General features: G+C 71.2%; 16 protein-coding genes, 1 tRNA gene and 1 pseudogene. 3 read left to right on the forward strand and 15 right to left on the reverse strand.

The features are described 5' to 3' along the window. The 4 genes and pseudogenes from HT134_RS37065 to HT134_RS47905 form a co-directional block, all read right to left on the reverse strand. A pseudogene (locus HT134_RS37065) lies at positions 1-754 on the reverse strand (DNA-directed RNA polymerase subunit beta); the annotation flags it as partial. A 436-nt stretch (positions 755-1190) separates the two neighbouring features. After that, entirely contained in the window at positions 1191-1688 is a 498-nt protein-coding gene (locus tag HT134_RS37070; protein WP_312888714.1) for a hypothetical protein, read from the reverse strand. A gap of 41 nt (positions 1689-1729) precedes the next feature. Beyond that, complete coding sequence (locus tag HT134_RS37075) at positions 1730-2182, reverse strand: Rv1363c family protein (protein ID WP_217708818.1); 453 nt, start codon at positions 2180-2182, stop codon at positions 1730-1732. A 210-nt stretch (positions 2183-2392) separates the two neighbouring features. After that, a complete protein-coding gene (locus HT134_RS47905) occupies positions 2393-2953 on the reverse strand; it encodes a TetR/AcrR family transcriptional regulator (RefSeq protein WP_175605163.1) in 561 nt (186 codons plus the stop codon). Positions 2954-3040: 87 nt separating this feature from the next. Here HT134_RS47905 and HT134_RS37085 point away from each other — a divergent pair, with 87 nt between their 5' ends. Next, a complete protein-coding gene (locus HT134_RS37085) occupies positions 3041-3430 on the forward strand; it encodes a nuclear transport factor 2 family protein (RefSeq protein ID WP_217708819.1) in 390 nt (129 codons plus the stop codon). A 672-nt stretch (positions 3431-4102) separates the two neighbouring features. On the opposite strand, the gene HT134_RS47320 is transcribed toward HT134_RS37085, so the two are convergent. From HT134_RS47320 to HT134_RS37110, 5 genes are all read right to left on the reverse strand, one after another. Then, positions 4103-6382 carry a glycosyltransferase family 39 protein gene (locus HT134_RS47320; RefSeq protein ID WP_312888715.1) on the reverse strand — a complete coding sequence of 760 codons (2280 nt, stop codon included), beginning with the start codon at positions 6380-6382 and terminating at the stop codon, positions 4103-4105. Between the two features lie 330 nt (positions 6383-6712). Beyond that, positions 6713-7105, reverse strand: a complete 393-nt coding sequence (rplL, locus tag HT134_RS37095; RefSeq protein ID WP_175605165.1) for a 50S ribosomal protein L7/L12 — start codon at positions 7103-7105, stop codon at positions 6713-6715. Positions 7106-7174: 69 nt separating this feature from the next. Continuing rightward, a complete protein-coding gene (gene rplJ, locus HT134_RS37100; RefSeq protein WP_175605166.1) occupies positions 7175-7699 on the reverse strand; it encodes a 50S ribosomal protein L10 in 525 nt (174 codons plus the stop codon). A gap of 283 nt (positions 7700-7982) precedes the next feature. Then, a complete protein-coding gene (locus tag HT134_RS37105) occupies positions 7983-8810 on the reverse strand; it encodes an SCO4651 family lipoprotein (RefSeq protein WP_246366259.1) in 828 nt (275 codons plus the stop codon). Between the two features lie 116 nt (positions 8811-8926). Next, the gene (locus HT134_RS37110; protein ID WP_175605167.1) at positions 8927-9562 is read right to left on the reverse strand and encodes an MBL fold metallo-hydrolase; all 636 of its coding nucleotides are present in this window, start codon (positions 9560-9562) and stop codon (positions 8927-8929) included. A 454-nt stretch (positions 9563-10016) separates the two neighbouring features. Between HT134_RS37110 and HT134_RS37115 the strand changes: the two genes are divergently transcribed. Then, positions 10017-10616 carry a hypothetical protein gene (locus tag HT134_RS37115; RefSeq protein ID WP_175605168.1) on the forward strand — a complete coding sequence of 200 codons (600 nt, stop codon included), beginning with the start codon at positions 10017-10019 and terminating at the stop codon, positions 10614-10616. 112 nt (positions 10617-10728) lie between these two features. Here the strand turns inward: HT134_RS37115 and rplA are convergent, their stop codons facing one another. The 5 genes from rplA to HT134_RS37140 form a co-directional block, all read right to left on the reverse strand. Beyond that, positions 10729-11448: a 50S ribosomal protein L1 gene (gene rplA, locus HT134_RS37120; protein ID WP_175605169.1), complete on the reverse strand. Its 720-nt coding sequence runs from the start codon at positions 11446-11448 to the stop codon at positions 10729-10731. Between the two features lie 57 nt (positions 11449-11505). Next, positions 11506-11937 (reverse strand): 50S ribosomal protein L11, encoded by a 432-nt coding sequence (gene rplK, locus HT134_RS37125; RefSeq protein WP_175605439.1) that lies wholly within the window; start codon positions 11935-11937, stop codon positions 11506-11508. A 117-nt stretch (positions 11938-12054) separates the two neighbouring features. Further along, positions 12055-12828: a transcription termination/antitermination protein NusG gene (nusG, locus tag HT134_RS37130; RefSeq protein ID WP_175605170.1), complete on the reverse strand. Its 774-nt coding sequence runs from the start codon at positions 12826-12828 to the stop codon at positions 12055-12057. A 78-nt stretch (positions 12829-12906) separates the two neighbouring features. Further along, on the reverse strand, positions 12907-13152 hold the full coding sequence (gene secE / locus HT134_RS37135) for a preprotein translocase subunit SecE (protein WP_175605171.1): 246 nt from the start codon (positions 13150-13152) through the stop codon (positions 12907-12909). A 78-nt stretch (positions 13153-13230) separates the two neighbouring features. Continuing rightward, a tRNA-Trp gene (locus HT134_RS37140) sits at positions 13231-13303 on the reverse strand. 219 nt (positions 13304-13522) lie between these two features. On the opposite strand from HT134_RS37140, the gene HT134_RS37145 reads away from it, so the two are divergent. Next, positions 13523-14731 carry a pyridoxal phosphate-dependent aminotransferase gene (locus HT134_RS37145; RefSeq protein WP_175605172.1) on the forward strand — a complete coding sequence of 403 codons (1209 nt, stop codon included), beginning with the start codon at positions 13523-13525 and terminating at the stop codon, positions 14729-14731. Positions 14732-14827: 96 nt separating this feature from the next. Here the strand turns inward: HT134_RS37145 and HT134_RS37150 are convergent, their stop codons facing one another. Continuing rightward, on the reverse strand, positions 14828-15331 hold the full coding sequence (locus tag HT134_RS37150; protein ID WP_175605173.1) for a hypothetical protein: 504 nt from the start codon (positions 15329-15331) through the stop codon (positions 14828-14830). Positions 15332-15343 lie beyond the last annotated feature (12 nt).

Here is a 15343-nt window from a genome sequence, read left to right on the forward strand (position 1 = left end):
CGGCCGTGTGGTCCTTCTCCAGGGTGGCCCGCATGGACTCGTACTGGCCGAAGCGCTCGAGGATCTGCTCGTTGGTCCATCCCAGTGCCTTGAGCAGCACGGTGACGGCCTGCTTGCGCTTGCGGTCGATGCGCACACCGACGCTGTCGCGCTTGTCGATCTCGAACTCGAGCCAGGCGCCCCGCGACGGGATCACCTTGCAGCCGTACAGGTCCTTGTCGGAGGTCTTGTCGACGTTGCGCTCGAAGTACACACCGGGCGAGCGGACCAGCTGGGAGACCACGACACGCTCGGTGCCGTTGATGATGAAGGTGCCCTTCTGGGTCATGAGCGGGAAGTCGCCCATGAACACCGTCTGGCTCTTGATCTCACCGGTGGTGTTATTGATGAACTCCGCCGTCACGAACATCGGGGCGGAGAAGGTCATGTCCTTGTCTTTGCACTCATCGACTGAGTACTTGGGCGGCTCGAACCGGTGGTCGCGGAACGACAAGGACATGGTCCCCGAGAAGTCCTCGATCGGACTGATCTCTTCGAAGATCTCTTCGAGGCCCGACTGGGTCGGGACGTCCTTGCGACCGGCCTGGCGAGCCGCCTCTACCCGGGCCTTCCACTTCTCGTTGCCGAGCAGCCAGTCGAAGGACTCGGTCTGCAGGGCGAGGAGGTCAGGAACTTCGAGGGGCTCCTGGATGCGCGAAAAAGAGACGCGACGGGGACCGGCGGGTACGGCGGAGGCGTTGCGCGAGGCTGCCAACAGATGTCCTTCCGAGGGCTCGCGGCGGACTGACTACACGCACGCCAGACAACCTCGCAACGTGAGCAAGCGGAGCGGGTCGTCAAAGGGCAGCGCAAAGGGGCAGTGTAGCCGAACGGCACACGCCTGTCCACTTCGCCTTCGCTGCATGCTCCACGTTGGTCGCAGCATCGCCCGTTCGAGCGGAAACGTCAAGCCCACAAGCCGGACTTTCCGCCGACCAGGGGCCCGGACGCTGGGTTTTCTCCCCTGCGTGATCGGGCGCCTACCGTCAGGCCCAAGACGATACCCGCGAACGGGGACGGTTAACGCTCCGTCACACCGAGGACCGAACCCATGCCGGCGACCGGTGTGGTCGTGAAGGAGGTACCCCGTCCTTTGCCTTCGCCAAACCTCATTTTTGGTAACAATTGACGGACCCGCCGCGCCCAGCCCCTCAGACGGTCCCGATCAGCGTCGACAGGTCCGCCGCCAGCCACCCGCGGTCACCGCGGACCATGGTCAGCCTGACCCGGTTCTGGCTGATCTGACGCTGCGGCGCCGCCTCCCCCGGAACCTCCCTGACCGTACCGGTGTTCACGAACAAGAGCACCTCGACCCGCCCGGGCTCCGCGCGTTCGACGGCCGCCGCCGTGACGGACGCCGTCTGCACGGTCCTCTGCGCCCTGGCCTTGCCGGCCAGGGACCTCGCCAGCTCGCCGTAGTAGCCGGACAGCGCGCCCGTCGTGCGCGACCTGGCCCGCGCCAGGTCGCGGTCCACCGTGCGGTAGTCGTACGACATCAGCTCGGGCAGCGCCGTACGGGCCGCCGCCGTCGCCTCCACGCCGTCCGCGTCGGCGCCGCGCAGGGCCCGCAGGTCGGCCCACATCACGCCGACGACCGCGCCCAGCACGAGCACGGCGACGGCCAGCACGGCGGCCATGACGACCCTCACACCAGCGCTCCTCTCCTCCGGGCACCCACCCGGACGGCGGGCTACATCTGCACGGCCTTGGACACCAGCCAGACCCCGCCGACCTTGACGAGGTCCATCGACCACCGGAAGAACCGGTCCTGCGGCGGCGCCTTGGAGCCCTCCCAGCGGATGTCCACGTCGGCCACCACCAGCACCCTGGCCGCCGAGCCCGTCATCGACACGAGCCCGGTGGCGCGCAGCACGCCGTCCTGCACGACCTTGTTGGCGACCGTGGTGCTCTTGAGCCGCCCCAGGTTCGCCTCGTACTCCTCGCGCGCCGCCCCGGTGGAGGAGTCGAGGATGCGCCGGGCGTCGGCGTCCACGGTCTTGTAGTGCAGCGACAGCAGGTTCACCGCGTGCGAGCCCGCGGCCCGCAGCGCCGCCTCGCGATCGTCGGCCCTGGCCTGCGCGTCCCGTTCCTGCGCGCCGATCCACAGGCCGGCCACGGCCAGCACGACGAGCAGCGCGGACATCGCGAGGATCAGTGGGCGACCGAACCGAAGAGAGAGATTCGTCACGTCCGCGCACCCCTTCCGCCGGCCGGATCATAACGCGGAGGTCACCGCGACCGGACGGGAATCGGCCGGACCGGCATGAGACGGCATGGATCGGTCAGCGACGGCGCGACTCAGGCGGCGGCCGCGTGAGCCCGGGTTGAGCCCGGGCGCTGAATCCCGGCGAGCTCAGGCGCCTGGGTCGGCGAGGGCGCGCAGGGCGGGGCGCAGGGCGGCGGCGAGGGCGTCAGGTGATGCTTCGCGCAGCTCGTCCAGTTCCAGAAGCTGGTGGCCCACGGTCACGCCCAGCAGGATCGTCGTCATGAGGGCCGCGCGCAGCGGGGCGTCCTCGCCGGGCAGCGACGCGCCGACCTGTGCGACCTGCCGGCCCAGCGTCTCGCGCGCCGTCGCGGCCGCCTCGGGGTGGGTGAGCATCGAGCGGAGCATCGCCAGGGACGCGGGCGGCAGCCGCATCTTCACGCCCAGGGTGGCGAGCAACTGCTCGACGGCCTCCTCCGGGCTCCCCGCGGAGCCGGCCGGGCCCGCGACGCGCACGGCCTCGGCGAAGAGGCGCCGCTTGTTGCCGAAGTACTGCATGACCAGCGCCGGATCGACCTCGGCGGACGCCGCCACGGCGCGGATCGTGGTGCGCTCGAAGCCGCGCTCGGCGAACAGCTCGCGCGCCGCGTCGAGGACCCGCTGCTCGGTCCTGCGGCGGCGCTCGGCGCGCGGCGGCGCTGGCTCGGTCACGGGTCGACTCTACATGCGTTGACCGGACTTCCCATTTCGCTCTACGCTCGTTGAGTCAACGCCTGTTGAGCGAAATGGGGTAATTCCGTGTCCATCGAGGAGACCGTGGCGGCGTTCCACCGCGCCATGCTGCACAAGTCCGCCGACGAGCTGGCCAACCTGTACGCCGAGGAGGGGCTGCACGAGTTCCCGTTCGGCGGGCTGCCGCCGCTCAAGGGACGGGAGGAGGTGCGCGCCGCCTACCGCGTGACGTGGTCGGAGACTCCGGCCGAGGTGGAGCGGGTCCGGATGGTGGCGCTCCACGCCACGGCCGATCCCGAGGTCGTGGTGGTGGAGCAGCAGACCGACGTGACGGTGGCCGGGAACCCGATCACCGTCCCGGGCCTGCTGGTGCTGCGCGTGAGGGATGGGCGGATCGTCCACACGCGCGACTACATGGACTCCTCCGCCATCAGCCGCGTCCGCGCCGCGGTCTGACCGGGGCCGGGCCCGCGGTCTGACCGAGGCCGGGGCCCGCGGTCTGACGAGGCCGCGGCCCCGGGCCTCGGAGCACGCCTCCGCCGGACCGACGCACGGACGTGGGTGTGCCCGGTTGACCACCACACGGGTGCCGGGACGCCTCCGGTGGCCGCGCGGACGCGGGCGCGCCCGGGGGCTGCCACATGGGCACCGTGACGCCTCCGCCGGACCGCCGCGCGGGTGGGGGCGGGGGCGGGGCGCACGGTGCTCGGCGGCCGCTGCACAGGCGCGGCACCTGGTGAGCCACCGCACGGGTGCCGGGGCGCGTCGACCGGGCCGCCGCAGGGACGGCGGCGTGCGCTGGGAACGGCGGCCGTGGGACGTGGGGGCGTGCGGGCGTGGGGGCGTGCGGGCGTGGGGGCGTGGGGCGTACCGAGAACCGCGGGCGTGCGAACGTGGGGGCGCACCGGGAACGCCGCCGTGCGAGCGCGAGGCCACCGTACGAGCGCGAGGCCACCGTACGAGCGCGAGGCCGCCATGCGAGCGCGAGGCCGCCATGCGAGCGCGAGAACGCGTCGGGAAGGGCGACCGTGCGGGCGTGGGGACGCACCTGGAACGGCCGTGCGGGCGTGAGAGCGGCTCGGGACCGGCGGCCGTCCGGGCGTGGAGGTGGGCCCGGTGGGTCGCCGGTCAGCGGGTGGTCAGGTCGAAGACCGTCACGCCGCCCACCGTGATGGCCGTGAACGTCTCCTGGACCCACGCCGCGATCCGGGCCGCGTCGTCGCTGCCCCCGCTGCCCGAGCCCCCCATGCCGTTCGTGCCGCCCATGCCGCCCATGCCGCCCATGGCCGGCATGCCCGTCCCGACGAAGTAGTGGATCTTCTTCTCGGCCACGTACTGCTGGAAGCGGGCCAGTGTGGGCGCCGGGTCGGTGCCGTTGAAGCCGCCCACCGCCATCACGGGGAGACCGGTCGCGAGCTGGTACCCGGCGGCGTTGTTCGAGCCGACAGTCGCCGCGGCCCACGTGTAGGCGGCGGCGTCCCGCTCGAGCAGGGTGGTCAGCTCGGCGGACGGGGTTCCCGCGTTCAGCAGCCCGCCCATGCCGCCGGGCCGGCCGCCGCCCATGCCGCCACGACCTGCGGCGCGCCCGTCCGGGAACGCCCCGCCCGGCTGCCCCGTGCCCTGCCGCGCTCCCCCGGGCAAACCCTGACCGGGCTGGGCGCCCATGGGGCCCGTGCCCGTCGCCCGGCCTCCGCCGCGGAACCCGCCGGGGCCGCCGAAGCGTCCCGGACCGCCGGTGGAGGGGCCGGCCGTCGGGATGGCGCCGGTGTGCGGCGAGGAGGCGGTGTCCACCGCGTACGCGGCCGGCCCGGCGAGGCACACCACGACCGCGCCCACGACGACCGCACCCCACCATCTCGGCGCCCGCCCCCGTCCCGGCTCCCGCCCTTCCCGACTTGTCCGAGCTTGCTGGGCGGCCGGCCCGCCCTGGGCGGCGTGGGCGGCCTCGCGGATCCGGACCGCTCCGTGTGTCAGGGCCGTCCGCTCCGGGCCGCGCCGGCCGTGCTCCCCGACCGCCTCCGGCTGAAGCGGGCCCGCCACGGCAGAGCGCTCCTCGACCGGCAGCCCCCGTACGGCCGGATCGGGCCGCATGTCCTCCTGACCGGCACCCTCCGCGACCGGACTTTCCCGTACGGCCACGCGCCCCGTGGCGAGGCGCCCCAGGGTCAGGAGGGCCGCCGCCAGCGCCAGTCCCGCCACCAGCACCACGGGCCCCAGCCAGGGGTTCCAGTCCTCGTTACGCGTCAGCAGCACGTACGACCACAGCACCGTCACCGCCGTGACCGCGGCCGGCAGGACCGGCTCCCGGCGCTCCCACGCCAGCGCGGCGCCCGCTCCCACCAGAGCGGCGATCGCCGGCGCCAGCGCGACCGTGTAGTACGCGTGGAAGATCCCCTGCATGAAGCTGAAGATCAGCCCCGTGACGACCAGCCACCCGCCCCACACGCCGAGCTGCGCGCGCGCCGCGTCCGTACGGGGCGCGCGCCGCGTCAGCCACAGCCCCGCCCCCAGCAGGATCAGCGCGGCGGGCAGCAGCCACGAGATCTGGCCGCCCGCCTCGGCGTCGAACAGCCGCAGCGGCCCCGCCTCCTGGTTGAGGTTGCCGAGGCCGCCGTAGTCGGCGCCGTTGAGCCGCCCGATGCCGTTGTAGCCGAGCGCCAGCTCCAGCACGCTGTTGCTCTGCGAGCCGCCGATGTACGGCCGGTCGGACGTGGGCACCAGCGCCACGGCCAGCAGCCACCACCCGGCCGACACCACCATGGCCGCCCCGGCCAGCGCGAGCTGTCCCACCCGCCGCCACGCGCCCGTCGGAGCCGTCAGCAGGTACACCAGCGCGAACCCCGGCAGCACCAGGAACGCCTGCAGCATCTTGGCCAGGAAAGCGAACCCCAGGCACACCCCGGCCAGCACCAGCCACCGGGTGGCGGCCCGCTCCTGCGCCCGCACCACGCAGTACGCGGCGAGCGTCATGAGCAGCACCAGGAGCGCGTCCGGGTTGTTGAAGCGGAACATCAGCACCGCCACCGGCGTCAGCGCCATGACGGCGCCGGCCAGCAGCCCCGCCCAGGCCGGGAAGCGCCGGCGCACGGTCGCGTACACCACGGCGACGGTCGCCACCCCCATGAGCGCCTGGGGGACGAGGATGCTCCAGGTGTTCAGCCCGAACATCCGCGCGCTGAGCTCCATCGGCCACAGCGACGCCGGCGTCTTGTCGACGGTGATCGCGTTCGCGGCGTCGGACGAGCCGAAGAAGAACGCCTTCCAGCTCTGGGTGCCGGCCTGCACGGCGGCCGAGTAGAACGCGTTGGCCCAGCCGGACGAGCCGAGCCCCCACAGGTAGAGCGCGGCGGTGGCGGCCAGCAGGCCGCCCAGCGCCCATCGGGTCCTGACATGCGTGGTGGTGGTCACGCAGGCCAGGCTAGGAACGGCTCCTCCGCCGGCCATGAAAGGCGCATGAGAATCTGCTGAGCACCCGGCCGGGGCCCGCGAAGAACGCCCGGGGCGACGGCGTACCGGGGCCGCGGCGTACGGGGGCGCGCGGCCGTGCGGGGGTGGCGGCCGTACGGGGGTGGGGACCGTAAGGGGGTGGGGACCGCAAGGGGGTGGGGACCGTAAGGGGGTGGCGGCGTAAGGGCGCGGGCACGCAGAAGGGGCGGCACACCCGGCACCAGGGTGTGGCCGCCCCTTCTGGACGTACGACCTCGCGAGGCGCCCGCGAAGGGCGCCCGGAGAGGGGTGTTACTTGACGGTGACGGTGGCGCCGGCGCCCTCGAGGGCAGCCTTGGCCTTCTCCGCCTGCTCCTTGTTGACCTTGCCGTCGAAGACCGGCTTGGGAGCGCCGTCCACCAGGTCCTTGGCCTCCTTCAGGCCGAGGGACGTGAGGGCGCGGATCTCCTTGATGACCTGGATCTTCTTGTCGCCGGCGGCCTCGAGGATGACGTCGAACTCGTCCTGCTCCTCGACCTCGGCGGCGGCGGCACCGCCACCGGCGGGGGCAGCGGCGGCGACCGCGACGGGGGCGGCGGCCTTGACGTCGAAGACGTCCTCGAACTGCTTCACGAACTCGGACAGCTCGAGGAGGGTCATCTCCTTGAACGCGTCGAGCAGCTCGTCGTTGCTGAGCTTCGCCATGATGATTTCCTCCGTATGGGACTTGCGAAAATTAGGAACGGGACCGCGGTGTGTGCGGCAATCCCCGAGCTACTCGCCCGCCTCGTCGCGCTTGGCGCGAAGGGCTTCGGCCAGCTGAGCCATCTGCGTGGGCAGCGCGGCGAACATCGCGGCAGCGGCGCTCTGCTTCGCCTTGAGCGCGCCAGCAAGCTTCGCGAGGAGAACCTCGCGGGACTCGAGGTCGGCGAGCTTGGTGATCTCAGCGGCGTCGAGGGCCTTGCCCTCCAGCACGCCACCCTTGATCACCAGAAGGGGATTGGCCTTGGCGAAGTCACGCAGACCCTTGGCCGCCTCGACGACGTCGCCCTTGACGAAGGCGACAGCGGTCGGGCCGATCAGCAGGTCGTCCAGACCCGTCACGCCGGCCTCGTTGGCCGCGATCTTGGTCAGGGTGTTCTTCGCCACGGCGAACTTCGCATTCTCACCAAGAGCAACGCGCAGCTGCTTGAGCTGGGCGACGGTGAGACCGCGGTACTCGGTCAGAACGGCGGCGGCGCTGCCTTCGAACTCGCTCTTGAGCTCGGCAACCGCTGTCGCCTTATCCGCCCTCGCCATGGGCCTCCTTCCAGATGTGCCACCGGTGAAGGCCCACAGAAACGAGAACAGCCCCGGGCGCAGGGCGCACACGGGGCTCACGCACATGGATGAACCATGCGGGAAACTCGCATCACACCTGCGCGGGCCGTCCGCTTACGCGGATCCTTCGGTCGTCAGGTAGTCAGGCACCCGACAACAGCCGGCGGTCTTCGGCAACGACCAGAGTACGGCCTGGCCGCCGAGTTTCCAAATCGCTCTCGAGACCGATCGCTCGGTCGCTGGTGGACTCGTCCTGGTCGGACTAGTTGGTGGTGCCCTTGGGCATCTCACCGACCTGGTCGGCGGGCGGCGCCTCGATGTTCACCGGCTCGTTGAAGCCCTTGAAGAACAGCGTGGCGTCGAGCGTGGTGCCCTGCTCCTTGCCGTTCAGGGCGAGCTTGCGCGGCAGGCCGTCGGAGCCGACCCACACGTCGAACTTGACGTCCTTCAGCTCCGCCAGGCCCCTGCGGGCCTGCTCCTGCTCGTCGGCGGGGAGCTGCTTGACCGCCACGTCCGTCGGGAACGTGCCGCTGTAGTGCGTGGTGTCCGTGCCGTCCACGGTCTCCGTGCCGACGGACTTCACGTCCTGGGACGTGGTGACCATCTTGGTGACGTTGGCCAGGTCGAACTGCTGGACCTGGTCGAGCGTCTGCCTGACCTGGTCGGAGCCGCCCATGTCGCTGAGCGACACCTTGATCCACGGCTTGGTGGCGCCGACGAGCTCCTTCAGCGCCTCGACCTTGACGTACACCGTGTCGCCCTGGAGCACGGCGCGCACCCCGCCGGGCAGCGCGCGCTGGCCCATGTCGACGGTGTCGAGCGTGAGGTCGACGGCGAGCTGCGGCTTGCTCTGATAGAGCATCCGCCCCTGCACCTTGCCGCTGTCGTCCTGCGAGCCTGTGACGTTGACGACGGCGTCCACGGTGTAGCTGGTGACCTCCGCGGTCTTCTGCGCGGCCTGCGCCAGCACTTCGGAGGCGGCCAGGTTCACCTGGATCGGCTGCGTGTTCGAGCCGCAACCGGTGAGCGTGACCGCCACTAACGCGGCACCGGCCGCGGCAGTGGCGAGAGAAATCCTGCGCTTCAGCATGTCTTGACCCTACGTGTCAGTAGCCGGGAATGCCGTCTTCCCCGGAGATCTAAGGGAAAACCCAGGGTCGTCCCGGACCATCCCGTGGTGCCGTCGCCTGTCCGGGTCAGCGGTGCTCAGAGATCCACGGACTCGCCCGCGGCGAGGCGCCGGATGGTCGTGCCCAGGCCGGCCGCCTCGCCGGCGAGGACGCCGTCCAGGACGCGCAGGCCCCATTCGCCGAGCAGTCCGTCGTGGATGGCGTAGGCGCGTCGCGGGGACAGTTTCCGCAGGTACGCGATCAGATCGGGCACCGTCATCCAGGGCGCCTGGCCGGGGACGAGCACGGTGGGGACGTCGAGCAGGGTCAGCGCGTCACCCGGATGGAAGACCTCGTCGTCGACGACGAACCCGACGTTGTCCACGGGCGGCACGTCGGGATGGCTGAGATGGTGCTTCTCGCCCACGGCTCTCACCTGGAAGCCCGCGACGGAGAACGTGTCGCCGTCACGCACCACGGTCACGCGGCCGGCGAGGTCGGGCAGTTCGAGCGCCACGCCGGGACAGGTGTAGACGGCCAGGTCCGGATCGTGCGCGGCGGCGGCGCGAAGGCGGTCCGGGTCGAGGTGGTCGAAGTGCTGGTGCGTGATGAGCACGGCCTCCGCCCCGCTCAGGGCCTCGGCCTCCGGGGTCATCATGCCGGGGTCGATGACGAGCCCGCGCCCGTCCTTCTCCAACCGCACGCAGGCGTGCCCGAACTTCGTCAGTCTCATAGCGGCATCGTCCGCCACATCCGCCTCATGCCGGGCCGCCTCCCCTACCAGCGAACACGAACGGCTGAAGGGCGGCACCGATGTGATCGTTTTCCGAGTCCTGCCGCCGGGTGAAGCGGGCGCCGCCCCGGCGGCCCCCCGGCCCCGTTGTGGCACGAGTCCCCCAGCTCCACCTTCACGCCGGGCGCCACCCCGGCCGCGGCCCCGACGGGGGTCGCCCGGGGCTGGCGCGTGCACACGTTCCCTTCTCCCGACGTCCACGCGTTCGGCGACGTCGCCACCGCGCGGGACGGCTCGGTCTGGGCGGTGGGCCCCCGCCGGACGGCAGGCCCGCCGGTGGTCTGCGGGGTGAGCACGCTGACGAGACATCCGGTGGTGCGCTGGACCGGCGCCGGCCGGCGCCTTCCCGTCCGAGCGGCCCATCAGCGATGCGGTCGCCCTGGACGACGGCCAGGTGTGGGCGATCCCGGAGCCGGCGCGCGGCGGCAAGGGCTGGGTCCGCCACTGGAACGGGCGCTCCTGGCGGAAGCCGGCGCTGCCGTTCGAGCCGTGGGCGGTGGACGCCAGTGAGCGCGGCGGCGTCTGGGTCGTCGGCGGGGTCCGGGATGACGAGGTGCGGGGACGCCCGGCGATGGCACGCTGGGACGGCCGCGCCTGGCACAGCCTGCCCGTGCCCCCGCGGGCGAGAGGGGTTGAGAGCCTGCTCACCCAGGTGACGGTCGAGGCGGCGGGGCAGGTGTGGATGCTGGGCGAGTCGTGGCGGATCTGCCTGGACGAAGAGGGCGAGGCGATCTGCGACGAAGGGTCGTACGTGCTGCGCCCCGCCGCGCGCGGCGGTCCCGACCGGCCGACCGGCCTGTGGCGGGAGAAGGACGAGGCGCTGCAGGTGTACCGCTCGACCGGCGTCTGGGAGACGGTCGCCCGGATGGGCATGAACGCCCTCGGCGTCAACGCCCTCGTTGTCGCCGACCGAGGACTCTGGGCGGCGGGATTCGTGTCCTACGACAACCCGCCGACGTACTCCTACGGCGCGGTGTGGCGCGCCGAACGCTGACGGCCGCACAGCCGGCGCGAACCCCTACGCCCCTACAGGCCCGTACGCGAACGGCCCCCGCCTGCGAGGAGACGGGGGCCGTTCGATGTGCGCCCGAAGGCGCGGAAGGTCGTTACGCGTCGAGCTCGGCCGTGAGGCCGCGCGTGGCGTTGGGGTCGACCGGGACGCCGGGGCCCATGGTGGTCGAGAAGGTGACCTTCTTGACGTAGCGGCCCTTGGCGGCCGACGGCTTGAGACGCAGCACCTCGTCCAGCGCGGCGGCGTAGTTCTCGATGAGCTTGCGCTCGTCGAACGACGTCTTGCCGATGATGAAGTGCAGGTTGGCCTGCCGGTCGGTGCGGAACTCGATCTTGCCGCCCTTGATCTCCGTCACGGCCTTGGCGACGTCGGGCGTCACGGTGCCGGTCTTGGGGTTGGGCATGAGACCGCGCGGGCCGAGGACGCGGCCCAGGCGGCCGACCTTGCCCATGAGGTCCGGGGTGGCGACCACGGCGTCGAACTCGTTGAGCCGGTTGCCCTTGGCGATCTCGTCGATCAGCTCGTCGGCGCCGACGATGTCGGCGCCGGCCTCGCGGGCGGCCTCGGCACGGTCACCGGTCGCGAAGACCAGGACCCGGGCGGTCTTACCGGTGCCGTGCGGAAGGTTGACCGTGCCGCGCACGATCTGGTCGGCCTTGCGGGGGTCGACGCCGAGCCGGACGGCGACCTCGACGGTCGCGTCGAACTTGGTGGTCGACGTGTCCTTGGCGAGCTTGGCCGCCTCGGCCGGGGAGTAGAGCTTCTCGCGGTCGATCTTCGCCGCGGCGTTCTTGTGCGCCTTGCTGCGCTGCATGATGTCTCCTTGTGGTCCGCGGGCCAGCGCTGGGCCCTCCCACGGGATGGGAAAAGGTCAGTCGGCGAGGGTGATGCCCATCGACCGGGCGGTGCCGGCGATGATCTTCTCGGCCGCCTCGATGTCGTTGGCGTTGAGGTCGGGCATCTTGGTCTCGGCGATGCTGCGGAGCTGCTCGCGGGTGAGCTTGCCGACCTTGTCCTTGTGCGGGACCGCGCTGCCCTTGTCGAGACCCAGAGCCTTCTTGATCAGCTCGGGCGCCGGCGGCGTCTTCGTGATGAAGGTGAAGCTGCGATCCTCGAAAATGGTGATCTCAACGGGGATGATGTTGCCCCGCTGGGCCTCCGTCGCAGCGTTGTACTGCTTGACGAAGTCCATGATGTTGACGCCGTGCGGACCGAGGGCGGTACCGACCGGCGGGGCGGGCGTGGCCTGGCCAGCGGGGAGCTGAACCTTGACGAGCGCCGCGATCTTCTTCTTCGGAGGCATGTGTCCTTCTCCGGGTCCTGATCGTGATGCTGTCCGGGCGCGGGTGCGGCCGGACATGTCGGAAGGCCGCCCTTCGCGACAGGCGGCCAGCCGAACGTCTAAGTGTAGGTGATCGTCTTAGATCTTCGAGACCTGGTTGAACGACAGCTCGACCGGGGTCTCGCGGCCGAAGATCGAGACGAGCACCTTGAGCTTCTGCGACTCGGGGCTGATCTCGCTCACCGAGGCGGGCAGCGTGGCGAACGGGCCGTCCATGACCGTGACGGACTCGCCGATCTCGAACTCGACGGTCGGGCCGGTGGCGGTCTTGGTGGCGGCCTTCTTGCTCTCCTCGGTGGGCTCCGGGGCGAGCAGCTTGGCGACCTCGTCGAGGCTCAGCGGGCTCGGCTTGTTGGACAGGCCGACGAAGCCGGTGACGCCGGGCGTGTTGCGCACCGCGGCCCACGACTCGTCGGTCAGCTCCATGCGCACCAGCACGTAGCCGGGCAGCACCCGCTCCTTGACCGGGACCTTCTTGCCGCTCTTGAACTCCTGGACGGTGTGCGTCGGCACCTCGACCTGGTAAATGTAGTCCTCCATGTTGAGCGACACGTTGCGGCTCTCGATGTTGGACTTGACGCGGTTCTCGTAACCGGCGTAGGAGTGGATCACGTACCACTCGCCGGGAAGGCCGCGCAGACCGCGCTTGAACTCCTCGACGGGATCGACGTCGGGCTCTTCGACGTCGGGCTCAACGTCACCGTCCTCGGCTGCGGGAGCCTCGTCGGCGGCGCTCTCGTCGCTGTCCGCGAACTCGGCGCCGTAGGACTCCTCAGTGGCCTCGGCGGCCTCTTCCGGCTCGTCGCCCCACTCGCTGCGGGGCTCCTCCGCCGGCACTGAAGACTCGGACACGGTGACTTTCCTCTTCCGTCGAATTTCGTCGAATCGAATGGCGACTCCGTCAGGCGGCCTTGACGACCCCGGCGCGGATCAGGATCCGCCGAAGACCTTGAGGACGGCCCAGCCGAGGGCGCTGTCCAGCCCGTACACGATGGCCACCATGATCAGAACGAATACCAGGACGACCGTGGTGTAGGTGACAAGATCCTTGCGCGTCGGCCAGATGACCTTGCGCAGCTCGTTGACGACCTGCCGGTAGAAAAGGGCAGGCGTAGTGCGAGACTTCTTCTCACCACTGGGCTTGCCTGCGGTCTCGCCGCGCGTGTCGATCGCCACAGTCCTCACCTGAATCTGTCGTATCCAACGCAGTTTGCGGCGCGCCTTACACGCCCATTATTGCGCGGACCGCACTCGCAGGGCACGAGGGACTCGAACCCCCAACCGCCGGTTTTGGAGACCGGTGCGCTACCAATTGCGCCAGTGCCCTATGTCGCCAACCACACTACCCTGATCAGCTCACTGCCTGGACCGAACCGCACATCGACATGCGGCGGTACGACCAGGCGAAAGTGTATCGGTGGATCCCCATTCCGTCGAACTCATTCCGATCTCCCAGCTCAGAGCCCTCGCGACGGGCCCTCGCGACGGGCCGCCACGACGGGCCCTGCGGCGGGTCGCGGCGGCGAGGAGATGAAAGCATGGGGACATGTCCATGCGACCTCGCGTCTCCACGCGAATCTCCGCGATCTCCGAGTCGGCCACCCTCGCCGTGGACGCACGGGCGAAGGCGATGAAGGCGGACGGCCGCCCGGTCATCGGCTTCGGCGCCGGCGAGCCGGACTTCCCGACGCCCGACTACATCGTCGAGGCGGCCGTCGAGGCGGCCCGCGACCCCCGCTTCCACAAGTACACGCCCGCCGGCGGCCTGCCCGAGCTGAAGCTCGCCATCGCCGACAAGACGCTGCGCGACTCCGGCTACCGGGTGGAGCCCACGCAGGTCCTGGTCACCAACGGCGGCAAGCAGGCCGTCTACGAGGCGTTCGCCACGCTGCTCGACCCGGGCGACGAGGTCCTGGTCGTCGCGCCGTACTGGACGACGTACCCCGAGGCGATCAAGCTGGCGGGCGGCGTCCAGGTCGACGTCGTGACCGACGAGACGACCGGCTACCTCGTGACGGTCGACCAGCTGGAGGCGGCGCGCACGGAGCGCACGAAGGTGCTGCTGTTCGTCTCGCCGTCCAACCCCACGGGCGCGGTCCACACGCGCGAGCAGACCGAGGAGATCGGCCGCTGGGCGGCCGAGCACGGCCTGTGGGTGGTCACGGACGAGATCTACGAGCACCTCGTGTACGGCGGCGCCGAGTTCACCAGCATCGCCACGGCCGTGCCGGAGCTGGCCGACCGGGTGGTCGTGCTCAACGGCGTGGCCAAGACGTACGCGATGACGGGCTGGCGGGTGGGCTGGCTCATCGGCCCCCCGGACGTGGTGCGGGCGGCCACCAACCTCCAGTCGCACGCCACCTCCAACGTGGCGAACGTCTCGCAGATGGCCGCGCTGGCGGCGGTGCGGGGCGACCTGTCGGCGGTGGAGCGGATGCGCGAGGCGTTCGACCGGCGCCGGCGGACCATGGTGCGGATGCTCAACGAGATCCCCGGCGTGGTGTGCCCGGAGCCGAAGGGGGCGTTCTACGCGTACCCGTCGGTCAAGGAGCTGCTGGGCAAGGAGCTGCGCGGGCGGCGGCCCGCGTCGTCGGCGGAGCTGGCCGAGCTGATCCTGGAGGAGGCCGAGGTCGCGGTGGTGCCGGGTGAGGCGTTCGGCACGCCGGGGTACTTCCGGCTGTCGTACGCGCTGGGCGACGACGACCTGGTCGAGGGCGTCAGCCGGATGGCCAAGCTGCTGTCCGAGGCGCACTGACACCCGGGCCGTCCGGGGGGCGCGGCGGCCGTCCGGGGCCCGGCAGCCGCTGCGAGTCCGTCAACCGGTGCGAGTCCGTCAGCCGCTGTGTGTCCGTCAGCCGTCCAGGGCGACGCCGTCGGCGACGTCCCGGACCTCGTGGGCGAGTCCCGGCGTCGCGGCCACGTACACCGCGACGCCGGGCCGTTCGAGCCACATGAAGTTGCGCATGTCGCCCCGGGTGCGCCAGCGGAGCGCCGGCATGCCCTCGTACGCGCCGAGCCCGGCCCTGCTGACCAGGCCGGCGAACGTCTCGACGGACCGCACCCCGCACACCACCCCGACCAGCAGCTGCTCGCCGCCGCTGCCGCGCCAGGTCCGGCCGCGCACGTGGAGCTTGCGGGTCAGCGACTTGACCCGGTTGAACGCGGGGCCGCGGGAGAGCCCGGACGGCACGTAGGTGAGCGTCACGCTGCCGTCACCGCAGGTGAGGTCCGGATACGGCGTCTCGTGGACGGTGACGGGACCGGGCGTGGTGCGCGCGGTGTGCGTCACGGGCACGTCGGAGCCGCAACCGGCCACTGCCAGCACGATGATCGCCGAGGCCAGGCAGCGGCGCATCGACCCCCCATG

Origin of the sequence: Nonomuraea rhodomycinica (assembly GCF_013363995.1) — a bacterium.
GTDB lineage: Bacteria > Actinomycetota > Actinomycetes > Streptosporangiales > Streptosporangiaceae > Nonomuraea > Nonomuraea rhodomycinica.